Source organism: Pseudomonas sp. Snoq117.2, assembly GCF_900110545.1.
In the GTDB taxonomy this organism is placed as follows: domain Bacteria; phylum Pseudomonadota; class Gammaproteobacteria; order Pseudomonadales; family Pseudomonadaceae; genus Chryseomonas; species Chryseomonas benzopyrenica.
The window spans coordinates 1-20324 of the sequence record NZ_FOED01000025.1 but is presented as its reverse complement, the minus strand read 5'-3'; the positions used below and the strand labels follow the sequence as shown (position 1 = coordinate 20324).

Sequence of the window (20324 nt, the reverse complement as noted above, 5' to 3'; positions counted from 1 at the left end):
AAGCTGGTGATCGGTTGGTCGATGCATCACCGTCAGGATCGGCAGATGGTGATTCGAGCGGCGGAGATGGCGATCTGGCAGCGCCAGGGTGACTGGTCAGTGATCCTGCATTCGGATCGCGGCAGCCAATTCACCAGTGCTGACTACCAGCGCTTTCTGAATCGCAACACGCTGGTCTGCAGCATGAGTGCAGTCGGGCATTGCGGCGACAACGCTGCCTGTGAAGGCTTCTTCGGTCAGCTCAAACGGGAGCGCGTTGCCCATCAGTCGTATCGAACTCGTGATGAAGCACGGGCGGATTTATTCGACTACATCGAGCGGTTTCATAACCCACGAATGCGTCGTAGAGTCGCCCGGCAAGCTCTGGAGTTTTCAGCCCTTTTCAAACCGTCCGTGGAAATGGGGTAGAACCCGCCTGGCCTATGCCGACCTGCTGCAGGAGGCGGGGCGGCCGACCCTGATCATCCTCGACGATGCTCTGGTACATAGCGATCAGCAGCGCCTTGCGCAGATGAAGCGGGTGCTCTTCGATTCTGCCCAGCGTCATCAGGTGCTGCTGTTCACCTGCCATCCAGAGAACTGGCGTGATCTTGGCGTTGTGGCCCGAGACATCGAAGCCCTCAAGGCTGCTGTGTAGCACTGCGTAATGGGTCTGCTTTCTTGACAGGAGTCTGCCTTGCAACACGTTGGCTAACGTCCTAACTGACGGTGTTTGAGGATGACCTGCTCGAAAACTTGACCTGTATGAACGCCCATTATTGGTGTGTCTAGATGGGCGACATATCCTCTCACTGTGCCCGCTGGGATCGGGTAGGGAAGGACCCTGAGGTCAGGGTTGACTGCATGAGGGTCGTGCAGACAGGCATCAGGCAGAGGAGCAGGGCAATGGATCTCGCCACGCATGCTGTGCAGCGTTGCAGTCAGCGCGGCATTCGCAAGCAACAGATCGAGTGGCTGATTACGTTCGGCTGCCATACCTGGAACCGCGGTGCGAAGGTCTATTTCTTCGACCGTAGCCATTTTCAGCGCTTACTCAATGCTGTTTGTGGCCGAGATCGTCAGCTGGCCGAGAAAGTGCGTAATTGTTATGCGGTAATTGATGATCAGCAGGTCATCACGGTGGGGCACCGTGAAGCAGCTTTTTGTACCAGCAAACCAGGCCCTCACCACCAGCGTCGTTGCGATTGGCGGCACGGAGAGACACGGGCTGCCTGACTTTTGGTTGAAAGCTGAACAATCGTGCAAAAAAGCCACGATTAAAGAGTTCTCAACCTTTACCCATGCAGTGTCGGTGGATATTGTGACGAGATTCGCAACCAGGCAGGTGTCGACCGCTTCAACGCATTGGATGTCATCAGTGCATTGTGCCAGCGCGTAAAACCGCCGCGCAGTTGCTGGCTGCCTTCAGAGGTAGCCATTTAGGTGTGTTGAGTAGGACAGGGATATGGACAAGAAATCGCTTTCCGAGCGTGATATCTGCAGCAAATTCATTTCCCCTGCCATTGGTAACGCTGGCTGGGATTTGCATAAGCAGGTACGTGAGGAAGTCAGCTTCACCAAGGGACGCATTATCGTGCGCGGCAAAATGCACAGCCGTGGCGAGTCACGTCGAGCTGACTACATCCTCTATCACCAGCAGAACCTGCCCATTGCCGTCATCGAGGCGAAGGACAACAAGCACTCGCTCGGCTCCGGCATGCAACAGGCCCTCGGCTATGCCGAAGCGCTCGACGTGCCGTTCGTGTTCTCCAGCAATGGCGATGGCTTTCTGTTCCATGATCGCAGCGGCACCGGCGCGCAGGTTGAAACCGAGCTAGGGCTCGACCAGTTTCCCAGCCCGGACGAGCTCTGGCAGCGGTATTGCCAATGGAAAGGCCTGGATGGCGCCGCTCGGCAAAAGATCGAAGCGCCATACTACGACGACGGCTCCGGGCGCATGCCGCGCTACTACCAGATGAATGCCATCAACCGCACGGTTGAGGCCGTAGCGCGTGGTCAGGATCGCGTGCTGCTGGTGATGGCCACCGGCACCGGTAAGACTTACACCGCATTTCAGATCATCTGGCGGTTGTGGAAGTCGAAGCAGAAGAAACGCATCCTCTTCCTCGCTGACCGCAATATTCTGGTCGACCAGACCAAGAACAACGACTTCAAGCCCTTCGGCCAGGCGATGACCAAGATCGCCAAGCGCCAGATCGAGAAGTCTTACGAGATCTACCTGTCGCTGTACCAGGCAGTGACTGGCTCCGAAGAAGAAAAGAACGTCTACAAGCAGTTCTCCCCGGATTTCTTTGATCTGGTGGTGATCGACGAATGCCACCGTGGCAGCGCTGCGGAAGATTCCGCCTGGCGCGAGATTCTCGAGTACTTTTCCAGCGCCACTCACGTCGGCCTGACCGCCACGCCCAAGGAAACCAAAGACGTTTCCAGCATCACCTATTTCGGTGAGCCGGTGTACAGCTATACCTTGAAGCAAGGCATCGAGGACGGCTTCCTCGCCCCCTATAAAGTTGTGCGCATCGACTTCGACAAGGACCTGCAGGGCTGGCGTCCGCCCAAGGGCATGCTCGACAAGAACGGCGAGCTGATCGAAGACCGCATCTACGACCTCAAGGATATGGATCGCCATTTGGTCATCGAAGCGCGTACCCAGATGGTGGCGCAGAAGGTCACCGAGTTCCTCAAGGCCACCGATCCGTTCCAGAAGACCATCATTTTCTGCGATGACATCAACCACGCCGAGCGCATGCGCCAGGCCCTGGTCAACCTCAACCCCGAGCGCATCGCGGAGAATCGTAAGTACGTCATGCGCATCACCGGCGATGACCAGGAAGGCAAGGCCGAGCTGGACAACTTCATCAACCCGGAGGCGCGCTATCCGGTCATCGCCACCACCAGCAAGCTGATGACCACTGGCGTCGATGCCCAGACCTGCAAGCTCGTGGTGCTCGACCAGCACATAAAGTCGATGACCGAGTTCAAGCAGATCATCGGCCGCGGCACGCGCATCAACGAGGACTATGGCAAGTTCTGGTTCACCATCATGGACTTCAAAAAAGCCACCGAGCTGTTCGCCGATCCGGCATTCGATGGCGAACCCGTGGTGATCTACAGCCCTGAAGGCGATGACTCGCCCGTGCCGCCAGATAGTCCTCTGGCGGACGAGGAAGGCATCGTCGACGGTGGCAATTGGCTGCCCGAGGGCGACGAAACCGATGGCGGCGAAGAGGGCAAAAAGCGCATCAAGTACGTGATCGACAACGTGCCGATCCACGTCATTGCAGAGCGCGTGCAGTACTACGGCCCGGACGGCAAGCTGATCACCGAATCGCTGCGCGACTACACCCGCAGCTGCGTGAAAAAGCAGTTCGCGTCTCTGGATGACTTCCTGCGCCGCTGGACGGATGCCGAGCAGAAGAAGGCCATCATTGACGAGCTCGCAGCCCAAGGTGTGATGTGGGAAGCCCTGGACGAGGAAGTACAGGCCAAGCGCGGCCAGCCGCTCGACCCCTTCGACCTGATCTGCCATATCGCCTTCGACCAGCCGCCGCTGACTCGCAGGGAGCGGGCCGAGCAGGTGAAAAAACGCAACTACTTCGCCAAATACTCCGGCGCCGCCCGCCAGGTGCTGGAGGCCTTGTTGGACAAGTATGCCGACACCGGCATCGAGCACATCGAGGACATCAAGATTCTCCAGCTCGATCCTTTCAGCCAGATCGGTGCACCGATTGAGTTGGTCAGGGCGTTTGGCGGTAAGCCTGGTTATCAGCAGGCGATTCAGGAGTTGGAGAGTGAGCTCTATGCATCCTGATAGGCGGCCGGCTTATCCGCGTGCTTTAAGGACCGAGTATGGAGCTTAAGGACAAGGGGCAGTGGCGTACTTTCTTGGCCTCAGCCATGGACAGCGCGCCGACGGTTACGCCTGCCCGAGCTATCAGGCCGGTAAGCACTGACGAATATCGGCAGGCATTGCAAAGCCTTGCGCCCGCAATTACTGAGAAGCAGCGGCGCATGCTAATCGGGCATGCCCAGGCTCCGGGCCACGCAATCACCATGTCCGAACTCGCTGCTTTGGTGGGGTTCCCGGGTTACAGCGCTGCAAATTTGCAATACGGCCTTTTGGCTGGAAAGTTGGCTGATGCCCTGAGCGTCCCGCGTCCGAGCTTTCTGGTGTACGTCCTTGCCAGTTTTGATGACGATCCAGGCACGTCTCATAGCCGAGCTCATATGTACCCCGAGCTCGTCGAGGCGCTGCAGCAACTGGGTTGGACCGAGAGCGAGCCCATGAATCGGGACGAGGGTTCGAGCACAGAGGTGGGCGGTGACTCGCTGACAATTCAGCAACTCATGATGACGCTGGAGCGCCAGGGGTTCACTCGACCTGTGCAATCAGGCCTGAAAGTGCTGCGTATGGAACATCCGTTGCTGCCTCAGCCGTTATTCGTCAAACAAAGCACCAGCGCTCAAGCTCGGCCAAAGACACCGTTGGTATTGCATCCGGATTACGAAAGCCAGCTACCTGAGCTGCTAGCCATCAGCGGTGTTGAGCGCAGCGATGGGCGTTACTACCACAACAGCAACCTGCGCGGCTTTCCCAAGCGCCGTAATGGTGGGGCGACTGATATCGCCTACGGCTTGGATCTAGGCCTTCGGCATGTCGCTGCCCTGGAGCAGTTGTTGGCGCATCTTCTGGGTAAGGCGTCAGATACTGCGACTCTGGAGCCCAGCCATACCAACGTGCTCTTGCCGAATGACTTTGGCTTGCAAGACCAGGCAGTAACCGACACCGAGCGTGACGCCCTGATCAAGGCCCGCATTGGTTAGAGTGGTTATCGCGATGATCTGTTGGCCTACTGGGGTGGCTGTGCGGTGACCGATTGCAGCGTACCGGAGCTGCTGCGCGCCTCGCATATCAAACCCTGGCGCGCTGCCAGCCCGACCGAGCGGCTCGATCCATTCAACGGCCTGCTGCTCACACCCAACCTCGATCTTGCCTTCGACCAGGGCCTGATCAGTTTCGACGACCAGGGGCAGATTCTGATAGGTGAGGATCTCGACCCCGACAGCGCCCGTGCGCTCAACATCACCCCGCATCTTCGCCTGCGCCAGATCGAGCCGCGTCACCGCGCCTATCTGGCCTGGCACCGTGAACACCTGTTTAGGAAGTAAGCATGTCCATCAGCAGTACCATCAAATCCATCCAGGACATCATGCGCAAGGACGTCGGCGTCGACGGCGACGCCCAGCGCATCGGCCAGCTCGTGTGGATCCTGTTCCTCAAGATCTTCGATGACCGCGAGCAGGAGTGGGAGTTGCTGGATGACGCCTATCGCTCGCCGATTCCGGAAAGCTGCCGCTGGCGCACCTGGGCGGCCAACCCGGAAGGCATCACTGGCGATGAGTTGAAGAACTTCATCGACAACAACCTGTTCCCGCAGTTGCAGAACCTCCACGAATACAGCATCACTCCAGCCGCCTACGTGGTGCGTGGCGTATTCGAGGATGCCTACAACTACATGAAGTCCGGCCAGCTAATCCGCCAGGTGATCAACAAGATCCAGGAGGGTGTGGACTTCAACAAGGCGCAGGAGCGTCATGCCTTCGGCGACATGTACGAGCAGTTGCTGCGTGACCTGCAGAATGCAGGCAACGCCGGCGAGTTCTACACCCCGCGCCCGGTCACCGAGTTCATGGTGCGCATGGTCGACCCCAAGCTGCACGAGAAGGTCATGGACCCGGCCTGCGGCACCGGCGGCTTCCTCACCTGCACCATCGAGCACAAGCGCAGCCGCTATGTGAAAACCACCGAGGACGAGCGCGCCCTGCAGGCGAGCATCTTCGGCGTGGAGAAAAAGCCGCTGCCGCACCTGCTGGCCACCACCAACATGATCCTGCACGGCATCGAGGTGCCCAGCCAGATCCGCCACGACAACACCCTGAGCAAACCGCTGATCAGCTGGGGGCCGGGCGAGCGGGTCGACTGCATCGTCGCCAACCCACCGTTTGGCGGCATGGAAGAAGACGGCATCGAAACCAACTTCCCCGCCGCCTTCCGCACTCGCGAGACCGCCGACCTGTTCCTAGTGCTGGTCATGCACCTGCTCAAGGACGGCGGCCGCGCCGCCGTGGTACTACCGGACGGCTTCCTCTTCGGTGAAGGCATCAAGAGCCGCATCAAGGAAAAGCTGCTGACCGAGTGCAACCTGCACACCATCGTTCGCCTGCCCAATGGCGTGTTCAACCCCTACACCGGCATCAAGACCAACCTGCTGTTCTTCACCAAGGGCACGCCGACCAAAGATGTATGGTTCTACGAGCACCAGTACCCGGCCGGTTACAAGAGCTACTCCAAGACCAAGCCCATGCGCATCGAGGAGTTCGCCGTCGAGGAAGCCTGGTGGGGCAGCGAGGCCGACGGCTTTGCCGCGCGGGTCGAAAACGAGTTCGCCTGGAAGGTCAGCTTCGACTATCTGCAAGGCCGCAACTGGAACCTCGATTGCAAGAACCCGCATATCGGTGAGCAGGTCAGCCACGACCCGGAGGAACTACTGCGTAACTACGCTGCCCTGCAAGGCGATATCAGGGACCTGCGCGACCAGCTCAAGGCTGTGCTGGCCGAAGCCCTGGAGCGCCAGGTATGACGGCGTTGCTCACCGAAAATATGCCGCTGCTGGCGGGCGCGCCGAATGGCATCAAGAAACTGCGTGAGCTGATTCTGGAGCTGGCGGTGCGCGGCAAGTTGGTGCCGCAAGATCCGAATGATGAGCCGGCCAGTGAGTTGCTTAAGCGGATTGCCGAGGAAAAGGCGCGGTTGGTTGCGGAAGGGAAGATCAAGAAAGCGAAGGCTACACGTGAAGAATTAGCCGAGGTTTCTTATGAAATACCTTCCAGTTGGGCAGTAGCTTCGTTGGGGCAGGTGGTGGAGATCGTGCGCGGTATTACTTTCCCTGCGAGCGAGAAATCAAAAGAGCCTGAACCTGGCCGTGTTGCGTGCCTGCGTACCGCAAATGTGCAAGACGAAATTGAATGGGATGACCTTCTCTATATTCGAGAAAGCTTCGTCTCTCGTCATGACCAGTACGTGGAACCTCATGACATAGTTATGTCGATGGCGAACAGCCGAGAGCTTGTTGGGAAAGTTGCTTTGATTGGCGCTGAGCTGAAGCAAAAAACAACATTTGGTGGATTCCTTGGTGTTTTGCGACCGATGCTAATCGAACCGCGATTTGTTATGGCTTTGCTGCGGACCCCAAATGCTAGAAGCGCCCTGATTGATAGCGCGAGCCAGACCACGAACATTGCAAACGTCTCACTGGCCAAGTTAAGACCTTTGCCATTTGCAATCCCACCCCTCGCAGAACAACACCGCATCGTCGCCAAAGTCGATGAACTGATGGCCCTGTGCGACAGGCTGGAAGCCCAACAGGCCGATGCCGACAGCGCCCACGCCCAACTGGTGCAGGCGCTGCTGGGCGGCCTGACCCAGGCCCGCGATGCCGAGGACTTTGCGCAAAGCTGGCAGCGTCTGGCCGAGCACTTCGACACCCTGTTCACCACCGAATCCAGCATCGACGCCCTCAAGCAAACCCTGCTGCAACTGGCGGTGATGGGAAAGCTGGTGCCACAAGACTCCGGCGATGAACCGGCGAGTACGCTGCTCAAGCGTATTGCCGAGGAAAAGGCACGGCTGGTGGTGGAGGGGAAGATCAAGAAGCAGAAGCTGCTGGCACAGATTGGAGCAGATGAGGGATCGAGCAAGGTTTCAAGTGGCTGGGAGCTTGTTCGATTCGGTCAACTAATTGAGCTGATTTCTGGGCAGCATCTAGGTCCTGATGAGTACTTTGACTCCCCGCAGGACGGAGCCATTCCGTATCTCACAGGCCCAGCGGAATTTGGAGAAGTTCATCCACAGCCGACGCGATTCACTCATGAGCGGCGAGCCACCTCAATCCAGGGAGACATACTGTTGACAGTTAAAGGCTCTGGAGTCGGTAAAACCAACTTTGTAGACCAGGTAGAGCTCGCAATTAGCCGCCAGCTTATGGCCATTCGCCCAGTTCTGCTCGACACGCAGTTCACACGATATTTGCTGCTCTCAATGGCTGAGCATTTTCAAAGTAAGTCCATCGGTATAGCAATTCCAGGCATCTCCCGTGAGGATGTGTTGGACGCACCAATAGGGCTTCCCCCGCTCCCGGAACAACACCGCATCGTCGCCAAAGTCGATCAACTAATGACCCTCTGCGACCAACTCAAAGCCCGCCTTGGCCAGGCCCGTCAGGTGCATGAGCAACTGGCCAATGCCCTGGTCGAGCAGGCCGTGGCCTAAGCAACAGGAGTGCAGGGATGCCCATTCGTACGCAAATCTGGACTGTCGGCGCGCAGCCCGCGCCGCTTAAAAACGCCGTGCTGGCCAGCGAGCAGTTTCTCGAAAACATGATCGTCAGCGCCCCGGCGCTGCTGTCCGATGACTGGCTGTTGATCGGTCGGCAGGAAAGTACCGGCCAGGGCGGGCGTATCGACCTGCTGGCGTTGGCGCCGGATGCCTCGCTTGTGCTGATCGAACTCAAGCGCGAGCGCACCCCGCGTGAGGTGGTGGCGCAGGCGCTGGACTATGCGGTGTGGGTCGAGCGCTTACAGACCAACGATATCGAGGCCATCTACCAGCGCTTCAAGCCGGGTGCCGACCTGGCGGCGGACTTCCAGGCACGCTTTGGCGCGTCGTTGGAGGCAGAGGCGCTGAACCAGAGCCACCAGATCGTCATCGTCGCCGCCGAGCTGGATGCCAGCAGCGAGCGCATCGTCGGCTACCTGAGCGAGCGCGATATCGCCATCAACGTGCTGTGCTTCCAGGTGTTCCAGTTGGGCGAGCAGCAACTGATCAGCCGCGCCTGGCTGCTCGACCCAACCGAGGCGCCGCAGGCCAGCAGCGCCAGCAAGCCCGGCATGCCGGCCGAGCCGTGGAATGGTGAGTTCTATGGTTCCTTCGGCCACAGCAGCACGCGCGACTGGGCTGAGGCACGACACTTCGGTTTCATTTGCGGCGGTGGCGGCAGTTGGTACAGCAACAGCCTGAAGATGCTCGCCCCCGGCGATCGTGTGTGGGTCAACGTGCCGGGCGCCGGTTACGTCGGTGTGGCCAAGGTCACCGGCCACGCCACGCCGGCCAGGGACTTCTGTCTGCTGCACAACGGCGAGGAACGCCCGGCGCTGGATGTGCTGCAAGCGGACTACCACCGCGAGTTCGTCGACGACCCTGAGCGCTGCGAATACTTCGTGCCGGTGCAATGGCTGCACAGCCTGCCGCTGAACGAGGCGGTGAAGGAAGTCGGCCTGTTCGGCAACCAGAACACCATCTGCCGCCCGACCACGCCGAAATGGCGGTGGACGGTAGAGCGGCTGAAAGAGCGTTTCGGCCTGCAAGGCTGATTCGAAAACGATCAATTTCCATTAACCCTGCTGTATTGGAAGCTTTGCCATGATGGATCTGCTGCAACACCTGATCCCCGATTTCGCCCATATGTTCAGTGCCAACCCCAATGGCATCAGTGCTTGGTTCTGGCTGGTCACGGCTTTTATCTTCGGGCTGTCGTTGTTTTTTTTGCTGCAGCACTTTCGTCACTTCCGTGCCCGTATGCGCGCATTGCATTCGCTGCTGGAAGGGCAGAGCAAGGAAACCTTGGCGCTTAGCCGGCGCGAGACCTTGCAGAAAGCCCAGGGGCTGGAGGCCTCCAACGTGGGCATGCTGTGGCGCGAGTTCGATGAGAGCCTGGTGCTGTCGTCCGATCAGAAACAGCTTTTCAACACTCTGGACGCCGAGCATTTCTTCAACGCCCGTTCGTTGGCCAGCGGCCTGACGGCCAGCCGTTTGCTGGCGGCGGCCCCCAGTTTTCTGGTGGCCATTGGTGTGCTCGGTACCTTCGTCGGTCTGACCGTCGGCCTGGAAGGGCTGGTGGGCACCTCCGATGAGATCGAGGCGCTCAAGGGCGGCATCAACAAGCTGATCTCGGGTGCTGCGGTAGCCTTTATGACCTCGGTCTGGGGTGTGGCCTTCAGCTTGCTGCTGAACATTATTGAGAAGCTGTTCGAGCGTAATGCGCTGCGAGACATTCAGGCCTTGCAGCATGAGATCGACTTCCTCTATCCGCGTATTCTGGCCGAGCAGTCGCTGGTACATATCGCCGAGTACGGCAAGGAGAGCAAGGAGGCGCTGCAGGAGCTGCATGAGCGTATCGGCGACCGCCTGCAGGAAACCCTGCAGGGCATGAATGAGGGGCTGCAACAGGCTCTGACCGACTCGCTTAATAACATCATGGGGCCGGCTATCCAGACCTTGGTTAACTCGACCAGCCAGCAGTCCAGCCAGGTGATGGAGAAGCTTGTCGGTAGCTTCATGGACGGTATGAGTTCAGTTGGCCGCGAACAAGGTCAGCTTATGCAGCAGGCAGCCGCCGATGTGAATGCTGCGGTAGGTGGCATGAGTGAGCGACTCAATCACCTGTTCGGAACGCTTAGCGAGCAGCAATCCCAGCAGCTGCAAAATTCCAGCGAGCAAAACCGTCGTTTTGAAGAGCAGCTGCAACGTATCAGCATTGGTGCCGAGGAGCGGCAGGCCAAGCTGGAGGGGCGTTTTGGCGAGCTGGTGGGCAATCTCACTTCCCAGCTGGACAGCCAGCTAGGTGCGGCGTCCCAGCGTGATGCAGAGCGGCAGGCACTGTTCGAGCGGCAGTTGGCGGAGTCGCGCGAAAGCCAGAACCAGCTGCTTGGGCGTTTTGCCGAGTCGACCCAGAGCCAGCTTCAAGCAATGGCCGAGGCGGGTAACGAGCGGCACAACAACCTGGAAAAAGTGTTCTCGCGCTTGATGATGAACCTGAATACCCAGCTCGACAGCCAGATGAGCGCCGCCGAGCAGCGAGAGCAGGCGCGCGCGCAGCGTCATGATCAGCAGCAGGGCGAGTTGCTGGAGCGCCAACAGCAGCTGCTGGGCAGTTTGGGGCAGACCAGCCAGCAGCAGATCACGGCGATGACTGAGGCCGCACAGCAGCAGCAGCGCGAGCTGCAGGACACGGTGAATCAGCTGTTGGGCGGATTCAGCCAACAGATCAGTGCGCAGGGTGAGCAGGCTGAGGCCCGCGAGCAGGCCCGCCAGCAACGCTTCCAGGAACAACTTGAGCAGGTGGCGGTGCAGCAGCAGGAATTGCTGGCCGGGCTGGCCAGTGCCGTTCAGGCCACTCAGCAGCAGAGCCGCCTGATGGCTGAGCAGCATCAGCAGTTGCTGGGGCAGTTGCAGCAGGCCTCTGCTGCCGCAGCGCAAAGCAGCAAGCATATGGATAGCAGTGCCAATCAGTTGGGGCTGCTATCGGCCAATGTGCGATCGGCGGCGGAGCTGCTGGGCCAGCGCCTGGAACAGGTGACTCAACGTATCGAGCAGGCCGGTGGACAGAATGCCGAGTTGGCCGGCCAGTTGCAGCAGCAGGCCACTACCTTGGCTCAATTGCAAGGCACCTTGCTGGAGGGGGCTCAGCGTTTCGAACAGGCGGCCAGCGAGGCGCGCAATGGCTTTGGCGAGATGAAGCAGACTCAGCTGGAGTTCCTTTCTGGGGTGAAACACGAGTTCACCGCATTGGGCGAAACGCTGCGCTCCCAGGTCGAGGCCATCGAGAAACAGGCTGAAGAATGGCTGCGCAGCTACGCCGGCGAAGTGCGTACGCAAATCGACGACCGCATGAACAAGTGGAATGAGGTGTCGTTGTCCTACGCTGACCAGATGCACCGCACGGCACAGGCCATGGGCGGTATTCTGGATGAGCTGGAGGCGCGACCCTGATGCGCTTTCGTAAATCACATGAGGCGGCTGTCGACGAGGAGAACCCGTACTGGATGTCCTTCTCGGACATCATGTCGGCGCTGCTGGTGATCTTTATCCTGGCGTCGGTGATTTTGATCCTGCAGTTGATGGAGATTCAGCAGGAGCTCAAGGAGCGCCAGGTTCAGTTCGAGGAGGAGATTGTCGAACTGAAGAAGGCCGAACAGGTGCGCCGAACCATTCTCGATGAGGCTGTGGAGGCTTTGCGCAAGCGCGGCATCAAAGTTGAGGTGAGCGAGAACCATACCGTGCTGAGTATCCCCAACGAGCTGTTGGGCTTTGATACTGGCGCTTATGAGATCCATGCGGCGTATCAGGCTCAGGCCTTGGAGATCGGTAAGGTCATCAATGAGGTGATCTCGCGAGAGGATCGGGTGGAGTTCCTCGACACGATCTTCATCGAGGGGCACACCGACAACCGGCCACTGCAAGGCTTTATGGGTAAGGGGAACTGGGGGCTTTCAACCTTCCGCGCCATTTCGCTCTGGCAGTTCTGGGGCGGTGCATTGCCCAGCTCGGAGCAGCTGTCGCGACTGAACAACAAGGACGGCAAGCCCTTGTTCTCGGTCAGTGGCTATGGTGAAACGCGGCCTGCTGTGGCCAAGCAGCTGACGGAAGAGGACTTCAAACGCAATCGGCGTATCGACATCCGCTTCACAATCCGCCGCCCAGACAGTGCTGAGTATGAGCAGATCAAGGGGCGTCTGGATGAGGTGCGGCCATGAGGCTGCCTCCGGTGGAGTGGCCCAGTACGGGCTGGAGCTCGCACCAATTTGAGCGTTGGACCGGCTTGGTGGCCAAGGCCGCCAGACTGGAAAAGAGCACAGGCAACAACGATGCCTTTGAGCGCGTGTTGGCGATGCTGCGCAATATGGCCAGTACCGGGCGTTTTGATGGGCTGCCAGAACTTCTGCGGCGGCGACTTACGGCGCGCGCGCTCAGCTGGCTTTGGCTTAACGATGAAGTGATTGCCAGTCGCCTGCTTAACCCAAGGCTGCTAGGCGCCTTGTTGGAGGCGCAACAGCCCAGGCTGACGCGCATGACCTTACAGCAGCTGGCGCAGCTGTATTTCCGTCGTTTTGACCAGCTGGATGAGCGTGAGGGGTTACGTGAGTTGTTGGAGCAGAGCTTGCTGCAGCAGCTGGAGAAAATGCCGCCGCCGAAGATTCAGAGTTCATTAGCGGACCCGTTGGTGACGCTCAAGCGAGAAGGTCATTGGCTATTGGGACTCGATGGCCCGAGCCGGCTCGCCGAGCGGGTGCGGCAGAAAGGGCATGAGCTTGGCGAGACTTTCAACGAGCTTGGGCTGCAGGGATTTGATGATGGTCGCTTCGGCGATATCTGCCGTGCACATTTCTATCTCGAAACTCTACGCAATCTGCCATTGGGCGCATCGGATCCAGTGCTGGATGAGTTGCTCAAGCCCTCCGTGGCCAAGGCTCCATTCGAGGGCTCAAGACGAATTGGCCATGTAGCGCTGGAGATCCTGATCGACCGGGCCGGGCAGGAACCGGGGGAGGTTTGGCAGAACTTCATTCTCAACCTCGCAGGCGACCCGCGTATTTCCAGTAATGCCAGCAACTACCGGGAGTGGTGGCATCCACTTGGCGAGGCGCGCATTCAGAAAGTGCGCGGCTGGCTGTCCAAGGAAGATCTGCGGCTGTTCCTGCAGGCGGTTGAGCAGTTTGGCATCGAGACGCAGAACAGTGATTTGCAGCGCATGTTCCCGGCGCGCAGGTTGTTCCTCGAAGGGCTTTTCAAGCTAAAACTAATTCGTAACACCCGCTTGTTGCTAGGCGGCAAGGCACAGCAGTCGGTCAAGCGAATACTGGGCGCAGATGTCAAAACCAGCTTTGCCCGCATGGACGGGCAGATGAACGACAAGGCGGTGATCTATCTCGACTGCGGCGATTTTCATCTGGTCGAGGGCTCGCATAGCTTCAAGATCTGGGTTTATCTGGCGGCGCCTGGCGAGACGTTGCGCTCCTATGAGCGTAATAGCTTCAGCCACTATGATTTGACTACGACAATTCCAGACACCTACCGAAGGCTTTATCCAGGGCTACCCCAGGATGCATTCACCCACCACCCGCCGCTTGCTTGGCAGAACAAAGTATTCACCTTCCTAGCCAACAACGGTATTGAGCTGGATATCGAACAGTTGCTGAGCCGAGGTGATTACCAACTGTCGCTGCGTAAGTTTGGGATTCCTGAAGTTAAGCGCAAGCGTCCGGCTCCCCCTGTTTCCACCATGCCCAAAGCGGCTTTGTCGAATGCACATGAAGTGCAGGGCTCTAAAACTCCTGAACCGCGTGCGGCTCACCTCGGCGCCGAGGGCGCGGGAGAAGCGCGTGTAGTTACGCCAAAGGCTGAGTCTCCAGTTACTCCATTCGGTGCTGTCAAACCAACAGCGCATTCGAAAAGCGTTTCGCATGCGACTGATACAACTCGGATTCCAGGGCTGAGTACATTCGCCTTGAGGGTGCTGTGGTATTTCGTCGATAACCCGGGCGATAAGGTTCGCTATGCGGCAAATGTCCTGGGGGTAGAGGCGCGTGAGATCAATCAGCTTCTGTATGGCCCCTTGAAGGGCATGTGTATCCAGGATCAGTTGCATGGTTGGACCGTGGCGGATGAGATCCGCGAAGCGCTCCAGTCTTCCCAACAACAAACGTGAGACTCGTAAATGCGCCTGATGGATGTCCTGCGCTCATTAATCGGTGAGCGAGATGAGCCGCTAAGTCCGTTGGATGGCTTCCGTTCGTCTGCCGATTCTAATGGTGTGAATTTCTATCTGCCATTGCCGTCGTTCAAGGCGCTGCAGACAGGCCAGGGCAATGCTCTGGAGAAGATCCAGCTAATCGTTCTGAATATGCTGGCGGAGCAGGGGATCGCTGAACCTACCGCCAATGGTTTTCACATCGGTGCAGAAGACGTAGCAGGCATGGACCTGGAGCAGGCGGATATCTTGCGCTTGCCCAGGCGCTTTCCAGGGCGCTTTGTGACTTCGATCAGTGGCCGCACAGGCAACAGCGGCTTTCGTGTCGGCATTAACGTCGAAATGCCGGATGGTGCTGCAGCTTTCAGTCGTAAAGGCCCGTACCTCTGTCTGACGAGTACGGAGTCCTATTGGCTGACTCCTGCAGAGCTGATGGGGTTGATGGCTTGGGAAAGGCATGAGTCTTTGGCTGGCGAACAACGCGGCGAGGCGGCCAACTTGCGTCTGATGGCTGAGTTACAGACGGCAGCGCGCAGCGGTATGCGTATTGATCTGAGCCACTTTGAACGGCTCGATGTTGTGGTGCCTGACAACGTGGGTGTTTTTGCGACCCGCTTGCCGGATGGCAGCCTGCAGCTTTGCCCCAGCCTGGGCGATGGGGCAACTCCAGATCAGCTGGAAAAGCGCTGGGCTCAGCTGGATATGTCTGCCGATGGCGGCGTTTTACGTATCGACAATCGCGTGGTGCTGCTGGATCAGGCCAGGATGGATGGCATCCGCAACGTGTTGGCGAATAAGCGTATTCCGGCTGATCAGGTAGCTGAGTTCATTGCTATGCCCACGGCCTTTCTGGATGCCGCACTGGTCAACCTTGAAGTGGGCTTTTCTGCGCGTGTTGCTGGGGTTGGCAAACTGCAGCACATGGACTTTGGCGCGCTTGATGCGACTAAGAATGACTGGTTCGCGCTGGACAAGAGACCCTCTCCTCCAGAGGCTTTAGCAAAGCTTATTCAGTCTCCCGAGGAGTTGCAGCGTTTCGAAGAGGTTTTGCAGGCGGCAAGAGAGCAGGGGGCCTCGACGCTTTCGTTCGCCGGTGAGGCTATCGATATTTCCGATGCGCCAGTGGTTGAGCAGCAGCTTGAAAGGGTGCGGCAGACCCTGCAGAAAAGATCCGCCGCTGAGGTGGAGGAGCGGAGCGGTGCAAGCACTGAGGGACCAAAGGAGAAGGTCGGCGTAATCCTCAAGGACGCAGATGAAATAAATTCCGAGTTGTTGCAGCGGGCCAATCGGGCCAGTCTGTCCAAGGAGCCTGATTGGGCTGCCTATGCCAGGCAGCCATTCCCTCACCAGCGTGACGGCATCGAGTGGATGCTCAAACTGTTGGGGAGCGCCCTTCAGGATGATCATGACGACCTTTATCGCCTGCAGGGTAGTCTGCTCGCTGACGATATGGGCTTGGGCAAGACCTATATGTCGCTGGTTGCTGTGGGTGAATACCTGGCAAGCCAGCGGGCAGCAGACAAACCGCAGAAGCCGGTGCTGGTGGTTGCCCCCTTGAGTCTGCTGGAAAACTGGGAAGATGAGGTGGGCAAAACGTTCACCAGCATTCCTTTCCGCGACGTGGTGGTGTTGCAGTCCGGGCGGAGTCTGAACGAGTTTCGTATCAAGGGTGCAGAGCGCGAGTCTGTTCAGTTGGCATCCATGATCGATGACAGCGGCATGATGGATGAGCAGAGCATTCGTTACGCGCTGGCAGTAGGGCCTGAGGCGGGTGTTCACCGGCTGGATATGGACCGCCGCTTGGTCCTGACGACCTACCAAACCCTGCGTGATTACCAGTTCTCGTTATGCCGAATCGACTGGGGCATGGTCATTTTCGATGAAGCCCAAAACATCAAGAACCCCAATGCGCTGCAGACTCGTGCGGCTAAAGGGCTCAAGGCGGACTTCAAGCTACTGGCAACCGGTACGCCTGTAGAAAACAGCTTGGGAGATTTCTGGTGCCTGATGGACTCCGCGCAACCGGGATTGCTCGGAAGCTGGGAAACCTATCGGGATACCTGGATCAAGCCCATTCTGGCAGCTAGTGACGAAGAGCGAGATTCTGTCCGTGCTCAGCTAGGTGAGAAGCTGCGTAAGGCCGTTGGAGTCTTCATGTTGCGGCGAGTAAAAGAGGACCAGCTCAAGGGCTTGCCGTCGAAGTCGATCCTGAGCGGTGTTGCGCAGGTTTCGCGTGGTATCCAGCACTACGCTCCCGAGCTTGGTGCTGTGATGAAGGGTGTGCAGCTGCAAACCTACGACGAAGTGTTGGACGGCTACCGTTCACGCCGGGCTAGCGCGGAAGACATGCGTGGTACTGCGCTGGCTGCATTGACTCAGCTGCGCTCAATTTCACTTCACCCACGTCTAGACGATGAGACTTCCCTTTATAGTCGCGATGCCCAGCATGCGCGGCAGCTAATGATGGAGTCCGGCAAGCTGGCTGTCATGCTAAAGCTGCTGGATGAGATCCTTAGCAAGGGTGAGAAGGTCATCCTATTTATGATGACCAAGCGTCTTCAGCGTCTTTTGAAGCTCTGGCTTGATCAGATCTATGGCTTGGATGTCGCCATCATCAACGGTGATACCAAGGCGGTGGCCACGCGGGAAGAGGATATGACCCGCAAAAGACTCATCGCTGCATTTGAGCAAAAAGATGGCTTCAACCTACTCATCATGTCTCCGGTCGCAGCAGGCGTTGGCTTGACCGTTGTAGGGGCAAACCACGTGGTGCATTTGGAGCGGCACTGGAATCCGGCTAAAGAAGCACAGGCCTCAGACCGGGTTTATCGAATTGGCCAACAGAAGGATGTGTTCATCCATCTTCCTGCGGTTACCCATCCGCAGTTCGACTCGTTCGATGTGCATCTGGATCGTCTGCTGCGTGGAAAATTGATGCTCAAGGATGCAGTGGTGACGCCTGAGGCTGTGAGTGAAGGGGAGATGATTCAGTCCATGGGGCTCTGACTTGGACAAAGTAGTTCCTGGCTGCTCTCTCACTGCAGCTAGCCTTGTGCTTTTAGATCTCGAGTTGCGGGAAATCTGCTCGTTTTTTAAGCAGAGGCCGCTAGGAAGGAGCACATCCAACAGGTGTGGTGATGAGCATGCAAGGATCGCTGTTTGATGAGATAGCGCTGAGCAGTACCGACCTGCCGTCACAGGCACGGATGCCAATCAACCTTTCGGCCCGTAAAGCCTATTCAGTGTTGATGCCAGACCTGTGTAGACCAGGCGATGCGCTGGTCATTACCGGCTACAGCGGGCTAGATCAGCTGATTCAGCTCATTAATCAGCGTGGTGCCAGCGAAAAGCCTCTGCGTTTGATCTTGGGTTCTGAACCAGTGTCAGCTAAGCGCGCAGGGCTTAGCCTCAAACGTTACGACTTCCCCGCAGAGGTGAGGGAGTACTGGCTCAAGCGAGGCATTTCGTTATCGCTCAGCGGTTCGATCATCCACTGCATCGAGTTGATTCGAGGTGGACATGTTCAAGTCCGTTACCCCACGGGCACCTACCGGTTGCATGCAAAACTTTATTGCAGCGAAGAGGCTGTCACCCTGGGCTCTAGCAACTTCACGGAGCCTGGTTTGTTCTTCCAGCACGAGGCTAATGTCCGCTTTACTCGTAAGGAGAAGGCTCGCTTCGATGAGGGCTGGAGGCTAGCGGAGTACTTCTGGAATCTGGGTGAGGATGCCAATGGTGATTTATTAGCTTTGCTGGATCAGCTTCTCAAATTTGTGACTTGGCAGGAGGCTCTGGCGCGAGCGTGTGCGGAGCTTTTAGAGAGCGACTGGGCTGCTCACTACCTGCGCTCGTTGGCTGGATTTCAACAGGTCAGCCTCTGGCCTTCGCAGCAGCATGGAATTGGCCAGGCGCTTTACTTGCTCGATACGGTGGGCGGGGCGCTTGTGGCAGACGCTACGGGCTCTGGTAAAACCCGCATGGGAGCTCACTTGTTACGTGCCGTGCATGATCGTAATTGGTCATCTGTACGCACGCACAAGAGCTCCATGCTCATGGTTTGCCCACCGCTGGTAAGTAACAATTGGGAGCGGGAGGTGGCTAAGTGTGGTTTTAACCTCGCGATAGCATCCCAAGGGTTACTGAGCCGTTTGGATGATCGGGAGGGGTCTGCGTTGGCAACGCAGCTCGCCTCCGCTCAGACCTTGGCGGTCGATGAGGCACATAATTTTCTTAGCCAAACCTCCAAGCGCACACGTCATTTGCTGCACAACCTGGCGGATCAGGTGGTGCTGTTCACAGCCACGCCAATCAATCGCTCATGCGCGGACTTGCTCAGGCTGATTGATATTTTAGGCGCCGACAATTTCGAGGATGACGTCCTGGGAATTTTTGAGCGCTTAAGCCGCGGCAGTACAGCCCTCTCGGACGTTCACCCTCAGGACTTGGCTGCGCTGCAGGCGGCTATTGCCAGTTTCACCCTGAGGCGCACCAAAGCTCAGTTGAATGCAATGGTCGAGAGGGATGAAGAGTCATATCGCTTGCCGAGTGGGCGTGTATGCCGCTATCCGAAGCATGTATCTCTGACGTATGGGTTGGGCGAGTCGGAGCAGGATCAGACGCTGGCGGAGCAGATTCGAGTATTGGCTCGCAACCTAAAAGGCATCGGCCATTTTGAAAAGCCGCTGGTCTTGCCTGAGAGCTTGGCCCGTCACGGGATGACTGCTGATAGCTATTTGCAGATGCGATTGAACGCAGCTAGCTCCCTGGCCTCCCACCATGTGATGGCCAGTTTGCGTTCATCACGACTTGCTCTCTACCGACACATACTGGGGGAGAAAGCCGCACTTGAGCAGATGGGCCTGCAGGGCAAGATCGAGAGCTCTGCAGACGACGCCACTGGTGACATGCTGCAACGCATCGCTCAATTGATGGGACGGATTCCCGAGAACCGGCTGGGAATAGCGCTGCCTGCATGGCTCAGTGATGAGACGGCTCACCGCCAGGCATGCGACGCTGAAATTCACATCTATAAGCTCATCTTGAAGCGTCTGACAAAGCTCAGTGGTGGTCGGGAGGAGCGAAAAGCACAGCATCTGCTCGACCTAGTGGCGCGCCACGATCAGGTGATAGCGTTTGATCACTACCCACTGACTTTGCGTTACATCAAGTACCTACTGCAGAACTCTGCCCGCCCGACAGGTATCGAGGTGTTGCTAGGCGTTGGCGGTGACAAAAAGAATAACGAGCGACTACAAAAGCGGCTGGATCCCGAATTAGGAGGAGGGCGCTTAATTGCTCTTTGCAGCGATGCCCTATCTGAAGGGGTGAATCTCCAGCGAGCATCAACTCTAGTGCATTTGGATATGCCTAGCGTGGTGCGGTTTGCAGAACTGAATCGCCCCTGCTTTCCTAGACACTCTCCAAGCTCAGGAAATAGCGTTTCTCATACTCTACTGGAGACAGCTGCATAGCACTGCTGTGTCGACGCTTAGGGTTATAGAACATCTCGATGTAATCGAAAATATCACTTCGGGCTTCGTCACGCGTTGCGTAGATCTTTCGTCGGATTCGCTCCCGCTTCAAAAGCTGGAAAAAGCTCTCCGCTACGGCATTGTCGTGGCAGTTTCCCCGTCGGCTCATGCTGCTGATCACATTATTGGCCTTCAGGAAGCTTTGCCAATCTGAGCTACTGAACTGACTGCCTTGGTCTGAGTGAATCATCACTTGCTGCTGTGGCTT

The 20324-nt window shown here is 57.8% G+C and carries 14 protein-coding genes and 1 pseudogene; 14 read left to right on the top strand and 1 reads right to left on the bottom strand.

What is annotated here, in order from left to right:
- The 14 genes and pseudogenes from BMZ43_RS25015 to BMZ43_RS24960 all read left to right on the top strand — a co-directional run.
- A partial coding sequence (locus tag BMZ43_RS25015; RefSeq protein ID WP_143075333.1) for a DDE-type integrase/transposase/recombinase occupies window positions 1–408 on the top strand: 408 nt, incomplete at its 5' end.
- A 1-nt stretch (window position 409) separates the two neighbouring features.
- Window positions 410–637: pseudogene (locus BMZ43_RS27030) on the top strand (ATP-binding protein); the annotation flags it as partial.
- Between the two features lie 248 nt (window positions 638–885).
- Entirely contained in the window at window positions 886–1215 is a 330-nt protein-coding gene (locus BMZ43_RS26335) for a hypothetical protein (RefSeq protein WP_143075332.1), read from the top strand.
- 229 nt (window positions 1216–1444) lie between these two features.
- Window positions 1445–3811, top strand: a complete 2367-nt coding sequence (gene hsdR / locus BMZ43_RS25005; RefSeq protein WP_093257603.1) for an EcoAI/FtnUII family type I restriction enzme subunit R — start codon at window positions 1445–1447, stop codon at window positions 3809–3811.
- A 38-nt stretch (window positions 3812–3849) separates the two neighbouring features.
- The gene (locus tag BMZ43_RS27025) at window positions 3850–4824 is read left to right on the top strand and encodes an HNH endonuclease (protein WP_231357431.1); all 975 of its coding nucleotides are present in this window, start codon (window positions 3850–3852) and stop codon (window positions 4822–4824) included.
- Window positions 4825–4869: 45 nt separating this feature from the next.
- Window positions 4870–5169, top strand: coding sequence for an HNH endonuclease (locus BMZ43_RS27020; RefSeq protein WP_256563456.1), 300 nt, complete (start codon window positions 4870–4872; stop codon window positions 5167–5169).
- A gap of 2 nt (window positions 5170–5171) precedes the next feature.
- Window positions 5172–6641 (top strand): type I restriction-modification system subunit M, encoded by a 1470-nt coding sequence (locus BMZ43_RS24995; protein ID WP_093257601.1) that lies wholly within the window; start codon window positions 5172–5174, stop codon window positions 6639–6641.
- Entirely contained in the window at window positions 6638–8329 is a 1692-nt protein-coding gene (locus tag BMZ43_RS24990; RefSeq protein ID WP_093257599.1) for a restriction endonuclease subunit S, read from the top strand. Before BMZ43_RS24995 ends, BMZ43_RS24990 begins: the two co-directional genes overlap by 4 nt.
- Window positions 8330–8346: 17 nt before the next feature.
- Window positions 8347–9429: a PDDEXK family nuclease gene (locus tag BMZ43_RS24985; RefSeq protein WP_093257597.1), complete on the top strand. Its 1083-nt coding sequence runs from the start codon at window positions 8347–8349 to the stop codon at window positions 9427–9429.
- Window positions 9430–9478: 49 nt separating this feature from the next.
- On the top strand, window positions 9479–11827 hold the full coding sequence (gene zorA, locus BMZ43_RS24980; RefSeq protein WP_093257595.1) for an anti-phage ZorAB system protein ZorA: 2349 nt from the start codon (window positions 9479–9481) through the stop codon (window positions 11825–11827).
- Window positions 11827–12591: an OmpA/MotB family protein gene (locus BMZ43_RS24975; protein WP_093257593.1), complete on the top strand. Its 765-nt coding sequence runs from the start codon at window positions 11827–11829 to the stop codon at window positions 12589–12591. The genes zorA and BMZ43_RS24975 overlap by 1 nt, the downstream gene beginning before the upstream one ends.
- Window positions 12592–12659: 68 nt before the next feature.
- Window positions 12660–14543, top strand: coding sequence for an EH signature domain-containing protein (locus tag BMZ43_RS24970; RefSeq protein ID WP_231357429.1), 1884 nt, complete (start codon window positions 12660–12662; stop codon window positions 14541–14543).
- 9 nt (window positions 14544–14552) lie between these two features.
- Window positions 14553–17591, top strand: a complete 3039-nt coding sequence (locus tag BMZ43_RS24965; RefSeq protein ID WP_093257588.1) for a DEAD/DEAH box helicase — start codon at window positions 14553–14555, stop codon at window positions 17589–17591.
- A gap of 137 nt (window positions 17592–17728) precedes the next feature.
- Window positions 17729–20056 carry an SNF2-related protein gene (locus BMZ43_RS24960; protein WP_256563452.1) on the top strand — a complete coding sequence of 776 codons (2328 nt, stop codon included), beginning with the start codon at window positions 17729–17731 and terminating at the stop codon, window positions 20054–20056.
- Here the strand turns inward: BMZ43_RS24960 and BMZ43_RS24955 are convergent.
- A partial coding sequence (locus BMZ43_RS24955; protein ID WP_143075329.1) for an IS3 family transposase occupies window positions 19995–20324 on the bottom strand: 330 nt, incomplete at its 5' end. The genes BMZ43_RS24960 and BMZ43_RS24955 overlap by 62 nt on opposite strands.